The sequence below is a fragment of the Rathayibacter sp. AY1D5 genome, assembly GCF_002932515.1.
Taxonomy (GTDB): Bacteria; Actinomycetota; Actinomycetes; order Actinomycetales; family Microbacteriaceae; genus Rathayibacter.
Genome location: NZ_PSVU01000021.1, coordinates 22,783 through 35,166 on the forward strand (window position 1 = coordinate 22,783; position 12,384 = coordinate 35,166).

Consider the following 12,384-nt stretch of genomic DNA (forward strand, 5'->3'; position numbering starts at 1 on the left):
CCGGCCGCGTCAGTGTTCGGCGGGAGGCGGGAACGTCCGCCCGACCGGAGGCGAGCCCGCCGGGAGCGCCGCGCGCGCCCGGTGCAGGAAGACGGCGGTCATGACGACCCGGGCGCGGGCCGGCGACGAGTCGAGCGGGCCGATCAGCTCCTCGATCCGCGCGAGCCGGTCGTAGAGGGTCTGCCGGCCGATGCCGAGCGCGGCCGCCGTCGCCGTCTTGCTCCCCCACAGCGACGCGAAGGCCTCGAGGGTGGCGAGCAGCTCGCCACGCTGGGCGCGCAGAGGCCCGAGCACCTCCTCGACGAGATCGTCCGCCTCCGGATCGTCCAGCAGGGAGCTCGCGAACCGCTCCAGGCGGTACTGGCGCGAGTCGACGACTCCGCCCGCGGGCGCCCACTCGCGCGCGCCGCGCACCTCCGCCAGCTCCCGGGGTACCCGCTCCTGCCCGCCGAGCCCGCTTCCGACGCAGAGCAGAGCGACCGAGTCGAGGGCGGCGCCGAGGCGCAGCAGCTCCGCGCGGCCCTCCTCCATCGCGGCGGCGGTGGCGAACGGCAGCAGCGCCAGCAGCTCGGAGCCGACCACGCAGAGCACCGGGCCGGGATCCGCTCCCGCGCCCGTCAGGAGGCGGAGCAGAACGCGGAGCCGCCGGTCGTCGTGACCGGTGTCGGCCCGGACGCCGAGGTAGCGCTCCCGGGAGCCGGCGCCGAGGCGTCCGAGGAAGGCGTCGATCTGGAGGTCGGCCGCCGGGTCCGCGCGCTCGACGGACGCGATCGCGAAGAGCTGGGCGGTCAGCCGCTCGGTGACCGACGGCGGGCGGTGCCGGAGCACGGCGATCGCGAGGACGTCCGGCGCCCGGTCGAGCGCGACGGCGACGGCGTGGAGGTCGGCGTCGGCGTGGGCCCGCAGATGCAGGGTGCCCAGGAGGGAGTCGCCCGCGTGCAGCACGTTCGAGAACGTCCCGGCCGTCGGCTCCGTGTCGACGCCCGGCCCGGGCGAGGCGCGGGCGATCTCGTCGCCCGTGAGCGAGACGAGCGAGGCGGAGGCGCCCGTCGCGGAGGCGACGACCTGCAGGAGCTCGTCGACGCCGGCGTCCCCGGAGGCCGCGTCGGCCAGCAGACCGGACACTCTGTCCGCCAGGCGGATGCTCCGGAACTTCTGCTCGGTGAGGTGGGTGTTGATGCTCTCGCAGACCTGCACGAAGGGGACGCGCCGGGGCAGGGCGAGCACGGGGAGGCCGAGCTCGTCGGCCGCCGCGACGATCGGCGGCGGCACCGCGGGCAGGCGCGGCGAGAGCTCGAGAGCGAGGGCGCCGACTCCCGCGTCGACCAGAGACCGCACGTACTCGCGGCACTCCGCCGGGTCCTGGTCGGTCGAGAGGAGCGCGCCCTCCATCAGGAGCAGCTCGCCTCCGAGGAGGAGGGGCGCGATGTCGAGCTGCTCGCTCGTGTGGGCCCAGCGGATCACGGCGCGCTCGGCGGCCGCGTGCCCGGCGGCCACCACCGGGAGCATGGCGGCGAGGCGCGGATCCCGCATCGCGTCCGACAGCAGGTAGGCCATACAGAACGTCCTCTCGCGTCACGGCGAATTTACACGCGGACGCGCCGCCCGAAACGGGTCCGCACGAGAGTGGAGCCTCACCGGGCGCCCCGCCCTCCCCTTCATCCCCCTCCCCGAGAGGATCCGCCATGAGCACCGACACCCTGCACGGCACCGCCGACGCCGAGGACGCGCTGAGTCCCCTGCCCGACTCCCGACGCACCGCCCGGCTCGACGGGCAGTTCTGGATCTGGGCCGGCGCCAACATCGCCCCCATCAACTGGGTGCTCGGCGCCCTCGGCGTGAACATGGGCCTCGGCCTGGCGGACACCGTCACCGTCCTCGTGCTCGGCAACGTGGTCGGGATGGCGGTGTTCGGCTTCTTCGTCCTCCTCGGCCAGCGGACGGGGGCGACCGGGATGCTCGTGGGACGGGCGATCTTCGGCCGGCGCGGCAACTACGTCCCGGCCGCGATCCAGGCCGTGGTCGTGATCGGCTGGTGCGCCATCAACACCTGGATCGTCCTCGACCTGGTCATCGCGCTCCTCGGCTCCGTCGGCGTCGTCGACCCGGAGCAGGCGAACGTCGGCTGGAAGATCGCGGTGGCGGCGGTGATCATGGCGGTGCAGGTCGCGATCTCCTTCCTCGGCTACCGCGCGATCGCCGCCTTCGAGCGCTGGACCGTGCCGCCGACCCTCCTGGTGCTGGCGATCATGTCGGTCGTCGCCTGGTTCTTCCTCGACATCGACTGGTCCTACGCCGGCCCCGCGGAGGGCGCGCTCACCGGAGGCGACCGCATCGCGGCCATGTCCATCGTGATGACCGCCATCGGCATCGGCTGGGGCCTCACCTGGCTCGCCTACGCCGGCGACTACTCCCGCTTCGTCGGGCCCCGCTCCTCGAAGCGGGGGCTCTACCTCGCCAGCGTCCTCGGCCAGTTCATCCCGGTGGTCTGGCTCGGCGTCCTCGGCGCGACCCTCGCGACGAAGAACGGCTCCGTGGATCCCGGGGAGCTGATCGTCGAGAACTTCGGCGCCCTCGCGATCCCCGTGCTGCTCCTGGTGGTGCACGGCCCGATCGCGACCAACGTCCTGAACATCTACTCGTTCGGCATGGCGACCCAGGCCCTCGACATCCGGCTCGGGCGCCGCGCGCTCAGCCTCATCGTCGGCGTGCTGGCCTTCGCGGCCGCGGTGTTCTTCGTCTTCCAGGACGACCTCGCCACCACGCTCGACGCGTGGCTGGTCGGCCTCGTCGGCTGGGTCGCCCCCTGGGGTGCGATCGTGCTGGTGCACTACACGGTGTTCGAGCCGCGCGTCCGCTCCTTCGGGCACCTGTTCGCCCCGGTCGGCTCGCCGCTGCTGCCGGACGTCCGCTGGCGGGCGCTGCTCTCCTTCGCGATCGGCGCGACCCTGACCTGGCTGTTCATGAACGGCTCGGTGCCCGCCCTGCAGGGTCCGGCCGCGACCGCCCTCGGCGGCGTCGACGTCTCGTGGCTCGCGGGCGGAGTCTCGGCCGGCATCGCCTACCTCCTGCTCGGCCGGGACGCTCCCGCCTGGGTCGAGCGCCGGGAGTCGGCCGTGCCGGTCGCCGCGGAGCCCGAGCCCGTCCGCGGCTGAGCCCGAGCCCCTCCGCGGGCCGGCCCCCTCGCGAGCCGGCCCGCCCCGTCCCACCCCGCACCACGAACGGAACCGCCATGCCCCTCTTCCTCTCCGACGCCGCCGTGATCACCATGGACCCGGTCTCGGGCGCCGTCCCGATCACGGCGAGCATCCGCATCGTCGACGAGCTGATCGTCGCGATCGGCCCGGGCCTCGTCCCCGAGCCGGGCGACGAGGTGATCGACGGGCGCGACCGCCTGGTCGTCCCCGGCTTCGTCAACGCCCACACCCACTCGTGGGAGTACCTCTACAAGGGCCGCTACGACAACCTGCCGCTCGAGCTGTGGATGCTGCTGTCGTACCCGATCCTCGGGAACAGCCGCGTCGCTCCGGATCTGGTGCGGCTGCGCTCGTCGCTCTTCGCCCTCGAATCGCTGAAGGCCGGGGTCACGACCCTGGTCGACGACGTGCTCGAGAACCCGGACCAGGACGCTGAGCAGCTCGCCGCGGTCTTCGATGCGTACGACGAGATCGGAGTCCGCGCCAACATCTCGGGCCACGTGATCAGCAGGCCCTTCCACGAGACGATGCCGTTCCTCGAGGAGTACGTGCCCGCGGAGACCCTCGACCAGGCGCGGTCGGCGTCGCGCCCGACGACGGAGGGCTACCTCGCCTTCAGCCGCGAGGCGTTCGCGACCCAGCACGGGAGGGGAGGCGGGCGGCTGCGCTACATGGTCGCCCCGTCCGCTCCTCAGCGCTGCGGGCCCGAGCTGCTCGTCGGGGCGACCGAGCTGGCGCTCGAGCACGGGGCGGAGTGCCACATCCACGTCCTCGAGACGAAGACGCAGCTGGTGACCGGCGAGCTGTCCTACGGCTCGACCCTGGTCGAATACATGGAGCGGATCGGCGCGCTCTCGCCGAACACGACCTTCGCCCACGGGATCTGGCTCACCGACTCCGACATGGAGCGGATCGCCGCCGCCGGCACGTCCGTCTCGCACAACCCGATCTCGAACCTCAAGCTCGGCTCGGGCATCGCCCCGTGGCGCGCGCTGCACGACGCGGGCGTGAACCTCGGCCTCGGGACCGACGGCTGCTCGAGCAGCGACTCGCCGCGCATGCTCGACGTCGTGAAGGCCGCGGCGCTCCTGCACAAGGTCACGGATCCGGACATCGCCACCTGGCCGACCGTGTCCGAGGTGCTCACCGCCGGCACGATCGGAGGCGCGCGCAGCGCCGTGCTCGACGACGTCACCGGCAGCATCGAGGTCGGCAAGCAGGCCGACCTCGTCGTCTACGACCTCGAGACGCTGAACTTCACCCCGCGCCAGCGGCTCGAGAACCAGCTCGTCTACTCCGAGAACGGCTCGTCGATCGACACCGTGATCGTCGCGGGCCGGATCGTCGTCTCGAAGGGCGTCTCGACCACCGTCGACGAGGCGGCCCTCCGCGCGGATCTCGCCGCGCAGCTGGGGGAGATCGTGGCCTGGCAGGACTCGCTGGACCGCACGAACGGCGTGCTCACCGAGCCGTTCCGGCGGATGTACGAGCGGGCGATGCGCCACGACGCCCCCGTCGACCGCTTCAGCGGCCGCCGGCTGGTCTGAGGGCGGGCCGGCTCCCGGCCGACTCCCGGCCCGGCACACGGACGGGCGGAGGCGCGGCTCCAGTAGGTTGCGCACATGAGGTGGCGAGCGGGAGCGGTGGCGGTGCTCGTCCTCGCGCTCGCCGGGTGCACCGCGCCGGCCGACCCCGAGCCGACGACCGGGCCCACGACCGCCCCCGTCTCCGGGCCGGTGGTCGGCGGCTACGGCGACCTGCACGTCGCGCCCGACGGGTCGATGATGTTCTGCTACTCCGACCCCGACCCGGGATTCACGGGCGTCTGGCGGGAGTGCCAGGACGGGATCGGCACCGTGGGCGTCGACCCGGCCGCGATCGACGCGACCCTCGGGGAGACGGCGACGGCCGATCCGGGCGGGCACCGCTGGGTCGGCGCGGCGGCCGGGAAGCGCACCACCGAGGACGGCACAGACGTCTACACCGTCTTCCTCGCGGGGACCCGCACGGACGACGCCTTCACCGTGACCGCGGTCGGCGAGGGCTCCTACCGCGTGCCGTCCGAGTACCAGGAGCTGCAGCCGGGAGTGCCGGGCGGGTTCCTGGTGCGGCTCGAGCCGATCGGCTGAGCGGGGGCGCCGGCGCAGGTGGAGGAGCCGAGCGGGGTGCAGCGGCCGGGAGGGGCGGAGTCGGCGGACTCGCGCACCCCCCGCCCCTCACAGCGGGCGCGGCCGGTACCGCTCGATCAGCGCGTCGAACAGGCCGTTCATCCGCTCGTCGACCACGCGGCGCGACTCGTCGGCGTCGTACCACTCCACGATCTCGCGGGCGCCGTCGCTGAAGCGCACCGAGGGGGAGTAGGCCGGGACGAGGCGGCGGATCTTCGCGTTGTCGAACACCATCGAGTGCGCCTTGTCGCCGATGATCCCGGCACCGAGCTCGGGGTCGGCGGCGGCGATCGCGTCGGAGGCGACGTGCACGAGGCGCGGCTCGACTCCGGCCGCCGCGGCGAGGCAGCGGTGGATCTCGTCCCAGGTCGGCGTCTCGTCGCCGGTGATGTGGAACGCCTCGCCGATCGCGGCGGAGGCGCCGAGGAGGCCGACCAGGCCGACGGCCACGTCGTCGGCGTGCGTGAGCGTCCAGAGCGAGGTGCCGTCGCCGAGGACGACCACCTCCTGGCCGCGGCGCATCCGGTCGACGACGGTCCAGCCTCCGTCGACGGGCAGCGCGGTGCGGTCGTAGGTGTGCGAGGGGCGGACGATCGTGACCGGGAAGCCGCTCGCGCGGTACTCGGCCACGAGCAGGTCCTCGCACGCGATCTTGTCGCGGGAGTACTGCCAGTAGGGGTTCCGGAGCGGAGTCGACTCGGTGACCGGGAGGCTGCGCGGCGGCTTCTGGTAGGCCGAGGCCGAGCTGATGAAGACGTACTGGCCCGTGCGGCCGGAGAACAGGTCGATGTCCTGCTGCACGTGCTCGGGCGTGAAGGCGACGAAGTCGATCACGGCGTCGAAGCTCCGGTCGCCGAGAGCGGCGGTGACGGAGTCGCGGTCGCGACCGTCGGCCTGCACCTCGCGGACGCCCTCGGGCAGCGGGCGGAGCGACGTCCGCCCCCGGTTCAGCACGGTCACGTCGTGGCCGAGCCGCAGCGCCTCGCGGACGCAGGCGGCGCTGATGATGCCCGTCCCGCCGATGAACAGCACGCTGAGCGACATGGATCCTCCTCCGGCGGCGCCCGCGACGGACGCCTCCCGATCCGATTCCCCCACATCGGGGCGCCGCACGCGAGTCCCTTGACCCGGCTACCGCTCGACGGGACGCCGTTGCTCGTCCTCCGGCTCGGGGGCGAGCAGCGCCTCCGGAGCGGCCGCCGCGGTCGGCACGCCGGGCGTCGTCCGCTGCTCGAGGGAGCGGCCCCAGGCCGTGCCCGCGAGGATCAGCGCGATGCCGAGGAAGCCGACCGGCGCGATCAGGTCGCGGGCGAGCGCGACTCCGACGACCGCGGCCCACACCGGCTCGGTGCCCAGCAGGAGGCTGACGCGGGAGGGGGAGGTGCGGCGGACCGCCCACGTCTGCACGAGGAAGCCGAAGACGGTGCAGACCAGGACGAGGTAGAGGAACAGGCCGGTGCCCACGGGGTCGAGCCCCGCGACGTACTCGGGGATCGGCATGCCGACGACGAGCGACGCGGCGCTGAAGACGACGGCGCAGGTGCCGAGCTGCACCGTGGTCAGGCGGAGGGAGTCCATCGGCGCCCGCGCCGAGAGGCGGTGCATCGACGTGACGTGCACGGCCCGTACGACGGCGGCGCCGAGGATCAGCAGGTCGCCGGGGGAGAGCGGGCGGAGGGCGCCGTTGCCCGCGAGCAGCGCGACGCCGACGACCGCGACGAGGCATGCGAGCAGGAAGCGGCCCGGGAGGCGGCGCTTCGAGACGGCGGAGTCGAGGATCGGCGTGATCACGATCGTCAGGCTGATGATGAGGCCCGCGTTGGTGGCGGAGGTGCCGGCGATGCCGTAGGTCTCGAGCGCGAAGATCGTCGCGAGCAGCGCCCCGATGGTCACGCCGACCCGCCACTCCGCCGCGGTGATCCGGTGCCGCCGCGCTGCGACGATCACGGCCAGGCACAGCGCGGCGAGGGTCATCCGCGAGCCGAGCAGCGCCATCACGCTGGAGTCGGTGACGAGCTCCTTCGCCGCGAAGTAGGTCGAGCCCCAGGAGGCGGCGACCACGAGCAGGAGGAGGTCGACCCGGAAGCGGGAGAGGAGAGCGCGCACGGCTCATCGTGGCGGCACGGAGACCCGCAGGACAAGACTGCATCTTCTTCGCTGACGCGTAAGTTGGAACTCATGGAACTCGGACAGCTCAGGGCTCTGCGGGAGCTCGGCGAGCGCGGGAGCATCGCCGCCGTCGCCGCCGCGATGCGGGTGTCCCCCTCCTCCGTCTCGCAGCAGATCAGCGCGCTGCAGCGCCGCACGCCGACGGCGCTGACCTTCCGCGACGGGCGCCGGACCGCGCTGACCCCCGCCGGCCGCGCTCTCGCGGCCGCCGTGGTCGAGGTGGAGGTGGCGCTCGAGCGCGCGGCCCGGGCGGTCGCGGACTTCGAGGGGCAGCCGAGCGGCACGGTCTCGGTCGCCGCGTTCCACAGCGCGGGGCTGGCGATGTTCGGCCCGCTCCTGGAGGCGCTGCGCGCACCGGGTCGGCCGGGCGTCGCGCTCGCCGACTTCGACGTGGCGCAGAGCGCCTTCGCCGGGCTGACCGCGGATCACGACCTGGTCGTCGCGCACCGGCTCGCCGGCAGCGCCGAGTGGCCCGGGACCGTGCGCTCCACGCCCCTCCTCTTCGAGCCGCTCGACCTCGCGCTGCGGCGCGACCATCCGCTCGCCGCGAAGGACGTCGTCCGTCCCGCCGACCTCCGCGACGAGGAGTGGGTCGCGGTGCACGAGGGCTTCCCCCTGGAGCGGGCGATCGACGCCATCGCGGTCCTCGCGGGCGGCGACGCGAGCATCCCGCACCGGATCAACGACTTCCTGGTCGCGGCGGCGGTCGTGTCGGCGGGCGACGGCGTCGCGCTGCTGCCGCGGTACACGACCGACCTGCGGCGCACGCCGGAGGTGGTGCTGCGGCCGCTCGGGATCCCGGGGCTCGGCCGCCACATCGACTGCCTCGCCCGGCCCGAGACGCTGGAGCGCTCGGCCGTGCGGGCCGTGCTCGAGCAGCTGACCGGGATCGCCGCGGGGCTCGCCGCCGCGCCGTAGCATCGTGCCGTGCACCGCCTGATCGAGACCACGGCCGGAGACCCGGCCGCCACGGACCTCTTCGCCCTGCAGGAGGCCGACCTCCTCGCCCGCTACGGCGGCGACGACACCGGTCCGCGCCCTCCCGCCGACGCTCCGACCCTGCTGCTCGAGGTCGACGGCGGGCTCGTCGGCTGCGTGGCGCTCGCGGTCGCGGACGGCATCGGCGAGATCAAGCGGATGTTCGTGGTGAGCGCCGCGCGGGGCCGCGGGCTCAGCCGCGTGCTGCTCGCCGGCGTCGAGCGGCTGGCGGCCCGCGAGGGCGTGGAGCTGCTCCGACTGGTCACCGGCACGGAGCAGCCGGAGGCGATGGCGCTCTATGCGAGCGCCGGCTACGACCCGATCGCGGGCTACGGCTACTGGGGCGACGAGCCGAGCGCCCGCTGCTACGCGAAGCGGCTCGACCGCGAGGCGCTGCTCGCCGACGCGGGCTGACGCCGGGCTGGCGCTGGGCTGATGCCGGGCTGCCCGTTCGGCCGTCGCGGGCCGGCGCCGGACTGACGTCGGGTTCTGCGCTCGCCCGTCGCGGGCTCTCCGGGCCGCTCGGTCCGGGGTGCTTGCGAGTCGGGCCGCCCGCTCGGAGGGTCCGGATCGGCGAGTCCGACGGGGCATCTGCGACGTCGTCCACGACTGGTCGGCGCTGCGGAGAAGTCGCTGAGGATGAGGCGCGGGAGGCGCGGCGCGCCGCCTCAGGGCAGGTTCGCGCCAGAGCGGCCTCGAGCGGCGTGCCCCGTCGCGGAGCAGGCGACTCTGTCGGAGCGGCACGGGCATCCTCCCGCGCCTCTCACCCGACTCTGCCCCCGATACCCAGGGGTGCACGATGACAGAAGGACTCCGATGCAGAACGAAGACACCAGCACGCCGACCGGCGCCCCCGATCGTCTGACCCAGCGCCGAACCGTGGTGAAGGGCGCCGCATGGGCGATTCCTGTTGTGGCCGCCTCGATCGCCGCTCCGATGGCGTCGGCCTCAACCGCCCCCCAGTGCGCCCTGCAGGACGCGCAGCGCATCGACGCCACCTCGACCACCGCGCTCGCGGCCCGGACGATCCCCGTGCCCGCGGGAACCCAGTGGGTCCGCTTCACGGCGGTCGGCGGAGACGGCGGCGGCGTCCGCGCCGGGTCGGACGTCACCAGCGCCGGTGCGCGGGTGACGGGCACCATCCCCGTCGACGCGCTCGGCGGAGCGTCCGAGATCGTCATCACCGCGGGCTCGGGCGGCAGCAACCAGGCCGGCGGCCGGGGGCTCGGCAACGGCGGGGCTCCGGGCACTCCGGGCTACATCGGCTCCGGAGGAGGGGGCGGGGCCAGCGGGATCACCGCCGCGGGCTCCCTGCTCGTCATCGCGGGCGGCGGCGGCGGTAGCGCAGCCGGCTTCACCTCGAACGACTTCACCCGGTCCGCCCGCGTCGGGCCGAACGCGGGGTCCGGCGGCCCCGTCGGCGGCTCCGGCTACGACAGCGCCGTCTCGCGCGCGGACAGCAGCACCGGCTCCACCGAGCAGGCCCCGAGCACGGGCGGAAGCCAGACCGGGCCGGGGCAGCCCGGTGTGACGACGGTGAACGTGACCGAGTCGGTTCTCGGCAGCCCGGGCTCCGGGCGCGACGGCGGTGCCGGCGCAGCCAGGACGAACGCGAGCCGCCAGGTGACCTATGCATCCGGTGGCGGCGGCGGCGGCTACTTCGGCGGTGCCGGCGGCGGCACCTCCCTGTGGGTGCGCGGCGGCGGCTCCTACGCGGCCAACGCGTCGACGGGCGCAGGAGGCAGCAGCTTCGCCGCGTCCGGCGTGACCGTCGAGACCTCCGACGTCGACACCCGTTCGCAGACGATGGGCTACGTGGAGGTCGCCTTCTTCGTCTGCGAGTAGCGCCTGCCCGAAGGCCAGGTGAGCCTCCGTGGTCGCCCGCTCCGGCGTGCGACCACGGAGGCTCGTCGTCGTCACCGTCCGCTCCACGTCGTCCCCGTCCTCCTGATGTCCCATCACCATATCAGTATGGGGCGGGAGGCGCCAGACCTCACTCCTCCTGCGGCTCCGCGCCGTCGTGCTGCAGGCGCACCAGGACGCGGCGGAGGTGCATCGCCGCGAGGACGCCGGGCCCGAGGGTCCGGGAGGTCGCGGCGGTCCGCTCGTCGACGACCTGCACGAGGTGCCGGATCGCGCGGGCCGCGCCTCCGATCGCCCGGTGCGCGGCGGGGGAGCCGACGTCGTCGCGGTCGATCGCGTCGGCGACCGCCCGGCAGGCCTCGCTCAGCGGCGGGCCGAGGGCCGGATCGAACGGGAGCGCGCCCGGCCGCTCCCAGATGGTGTCCGCGAGGGCGCCGCTCAGATCGCGGACGTGGAAGAGGATCGCGTCGAGCGTCTCGAGGCGGAGGTGGTCGGGTCGGGAGTCGCGCCGGTGCAGCAGCGCGCGCGGGTTGCCCTTGCGGCTCTCGTCCGCGTCCGCGAGGGCCGCGCGGACCTCCTCCGCCGTCCGGGCCAGCTCCTCGCCGTTGCGCGCCCACGCCGCGTGCTCGGGCGGCCACGTCTCCTCGAGCGCGGCGGCCAGCTGGCGCAGGTGCTCCGCGAGCTCGCGCTGGAACGCGTCGACCCGGGCGGACGCCGCCTCGACGGTGAGCCCGGGGGCGACGACCACGTTCACCAGCAGCCCCACCACCACGCCCACCGCCATCTGCACGAGGTAGCCGAGGGAGTAGTCCTCGGCGTCGGCCCCGCCGATGATGAGCACGAAGAGGGCCGCCATCGGCACGTACTCGCGGCCCGCGCCGAACCACCCCGTCCCCGAGAGGACCACGCCGATCCCGACGACGAGCGGGATCGTCCACCAGGTCGGTCCGACGGTGACGACCACGAGGGCGGCGAGCCCGATCCCCGCCGCCAGGCCGAGCAGGGTCTGCAGTCCGGTGCGGACCGAGCCCATCAGGGTCGGGTACATGCTGACCAGGGCGCCGAGCGGCGCGTAGTACGGGTACTGCTCCGCGACTCCGGGAGCGAGCGGCGCGACGGCCCAGGCGATGCCGACCGCCAGCGCCGTCTTGAGAGCGAGCATCAGGCGCGAGCCGGTGACCGCCTCCCGCCAGGCGAGGGCGGCGCGGGACGTCCGGGTGCGGGGCATCCCGGCACCCTAGGCGAGGGGCGCGGACCGTCTCTCCCCTCTTGACAGCGGAGGCGGAGGCGCGAGCGGCGGTGGAAGAAAGAGGACGGCGCCTCGGGACGGCGGTGCTGATCACGACTCACGACGAACGTCCGATCCGGCCCACGTCGCCTGCGCCGTTCCACGGGGCGCCGCGGATCCTTCCTCCGTGACGAGAGCGACCGCGCGGACCGCAGGCGCCGTGAAGTGATGCCACCCCCGCTCACGGGGGCCGTTGAGTTTGCGCAGACGCCCTGTTACCGTGAACAAACCGTGCAGCTGGCGGCGTCGGAGGCCTCGAGGTGGAGGTCGCGCCGGATCCTGCGAGTCACGGCGAGTTCTTCTCCGAGGTCCACCGGGCCTCTCCCCTTGGCGCCCTCCGGCGCCTCTCCGCAGCCCCCCCCGCCCCCGGGGGCGCGCCGCTCACGGTGCGCCTCCGGGCCCCACGCCGCCCCTGACGATGGAGTCACGATGACGACCGCATCGACGCCCGTCGACGCCGAGCTCCCCCGATCCGCGGGGCTCCGGCGCCGCCACACGGCCGGGCTGCTGATCCTCCTCGCCGCGGTGGCTCCGCTGCCCTTCACCGCCGCCTCCCCGGCCGTCGCCCTCGGCGAGCCGACCTCCACCGACCCGATCGCGCCGGACACCGCCGACCCCGCGATCGAGTTCCACGACGGCGACTGCTCCATGGTCGCGACAGCCCGGGCAACCCCGTCGTGATGCGGAAGGCGCCCACCCTCGCGGCACTCGGCACCACCGC

General features: G+C 74.2%; 11 protein-coding genes. 7 read left to right on the forward strand and 4 right to left on the reverse strand.

The genetic code is table 11. The annotated features are described in order from the left end of the window. Window positions 1-9 precede the first annotated feature (9 nt). On the reverse strand, window positions 10-1,557 hold the full coding sequence (locus C5C82_RS08300; protein ID WP_104354901.1) for a PucR family transcriptional regulator: 1,548 nt from the start codon (window positions 1,555-1,557) through the stop codon (window positions 10-12). Between the two features lie 128 nt (window positions 1,558-1,685). Here C5C82_RS08300 and C5C82_RS08305 point away from each other — a divergent pair, with 128 nt between their 5' ends. The 3 genes from C5C82_RS08305 to C5C82_RS08315 all read left to right on the forward strand — a co-directional run bounded on the left by C5C82_RS08305 (window position 1,686) and on the right by C5C82_RS08315 (window position 5,326). After that, window positions 1,686-3,155, forward strand: a complete 1,470-nt coding sequence (locus C5C82_RS08305) for a cytosine permease (RefSeq protein WP_104354902.1) — start codon at window positions 1,686-1,688, stop codon at window positions 3,153-3,155. Window positions 3,156-3,232: 77 nt separating this feature from the next. Beyond that, window positions 3,233-4,744, forward strand: a complete 1,512-nt coding sequence (locus tag C5C82_RS08310; protein ID WP_104354903.1) for an amidohydrolase family protein — start codon at window positions 3,233-3,235, stop codon at window positions 4,742-4,744. A gap of 75 nt (window positions 4,745-4,819) precedes the next feature. Beyond that, on the forward strand, window positions 4,820-5,326 hold the full coding sequence (locus C5C82_RS08315) for a hypothetical protein (protein ID WP_146083452.1): 507 nt from the start codon (window positions 4,820-4,822) through the stop codon (window positions 5,324-5,326). Window positions 5,327-5,413: 87 nt separating this feature from the next. On the opposite strand, the gene C5C82_RS08320 is transcribed toward C5C82_RS08315, so the two are convergent. Continuing rightward, window positions 5,414-6,409: an SDR family oxidoreductase gene (locus C5C82_RS08320; protein WP_104354904.1), complete on the reverse strand. Its 996-nt coding sequence runs from the start codon at window positions 6,407-6,409 to the stop codon at window positions 5,414-5,416. An 87-nt stretch (window positions 6,410-6,496) separates the two neighbouring features. Continuing rightward, a complete protein-coding gene (locus C5C82_RS08325; protein WP_219814830.1) occupies window positions 6,497-7,471 on the reverse strand; it encodes a DMT family transporter in 975 nt (324 codons plus the stop codon). 72 nt (window positions 7,472-7,543) lie between these two features. Between C5C82_RS08325 and C5C82_RS08330 the strand changes: the two genes are divergently transcribed. The 3 genes from C5C82_RS08330 (at window position 7,544) to C5C82_RS08340 (ending at window position 10,357) form a co-directional block, all read left to right on the forward strand. Then, window positions 7,544-8,452, forward strand: coding sequence for a LysR family transcriptional regulator (locus tag C5C82_RS08330; protein ID WP_104354905.1), 909 nt, complete (start codon window positions 7,544-7,546; stop codon window positions 8,450-8,452). Window positions 8,453-8,461: 9 nt separating this feature from the next. Further along, window positions 8,462-8,926 (forward strand): GNAT family N-acetyltransferase, encoded by a 465-nt coding sequence (locus tag C5C82_RS08335; RefSeq protein ID WP_104354906.1) that lies wholly within the window; start codon window positions 8,462-8,464, stop codon window positions 8,924-8,926. Window positions 8,927-9,328: 402 nt separating this feature from the next. Next, complete coding sequence (locus tag C5C82_RS08340; protein ID WP_146085968.1) at window positions 9,329-10,357, forward strand: hypothetical protein; 1,029 nt, start codon at window positions 9,329-9,331, stop codon at window positions 10,355-10,357. 148 nt (window positions 10,358-10,505) lie between these two features. Here the strand turns inward: C5C82_RS08340 and C5C82_RS08345 are convergent, their stop codons facing one another. Beyond that, window positions 10,506-11,603: an aromatic acid exporter family protein gene (locus tag C5C82_RS08345; protein WP_104354908.1), complete on the reverse strand. Its 1,098-nt coding sequence runs from the start codon at window positions 11,601-11,603 to the stop codon at window positions 10,506-10,508. Between the two features lie 489 nt (window positions 11,604-12,092). Between C5C82_RS08345 and C5C82_RS08350 the strand changes: the two genes are divergently transcribed. Continuing rightward, a complete protein-coding gene (locus tag C5C82_RS08350) occupies window positions 12,093-12,344 on the forward strand; it encodes a hypothetical protein (protein WP_104226573.1) in 252 nt (83 codons plus the stop codon). The last annotated feature ends 40 nt before the right edge of the window (window positions 12,345-12,384 follow it).

Bases quoted from the DNA above. Each gene is read 5' to 3' on its own strand.
- C5C82_RS08300 (WP_104354901.1), bottom strand. From the start codon at position 1,557: ATGGCCTACCTGCTGTCGGACGCGATGCGGGATCCGCGCCTCGCCGCC.
- C5C82_RS08305 (WP_104354902.1), top strand. From the start codon at position 1,686: ATGAGCACCGACACCCTGCACGGCACCGCCGACGCCGAGGACGCGCTG.
- C5C82_RS08310 (WP_104354903.1), top strand. From the start codon at position 3,233: ATGCCCCTCTTCCTCTCCGACGCCGCCGTGATCACCATGGACCCGGTC.
- C5C82_RS08315 (WP_146083452.1), top strand. From the start codon at position 4,820: ATGAGGTGGCGAGCGGGAGCGGTGGCGGTGCTCGTCCTCGCGCTCGCC.
- C5C82_RS08320 (WP_104354904.1), bottom strand. From the start codon at position 6,409: ATGTCGCTCAGCGTGCTGTTCATCGGCGGGACGGGCATCATCAGCGCC.
- C5C82_RS08330 (WP_104354905.1), top strand. From the start codon at position 7,544: ATGGAACTCGGACAGCTCAGGGCTCTGCGGGAGCTCGGCGAGCGCGGG.
- C5C82_RS08340 (WP_146085968.1), top strand. From the start codon at position 9,329: ATGCAGAACGAAGACACCAGCACGCCGACCGGCGCCCCCGATCGTCTG.
- C5C82_RS08345 (WP_104354908.1), bottom strand. From the start codon at position 11,603: ATGCCCCGCACCCGGACGTCCCGCGCCGCCCTCGCCTGGCGGGAGGCG.
- C5C82_RS08350 (WP_104226573.1), top strand. From the start codon at position 12,093: ATGACGACCGCATCGACGCCCGTCGACGCCGAGCTCCCCCGATCCGCG.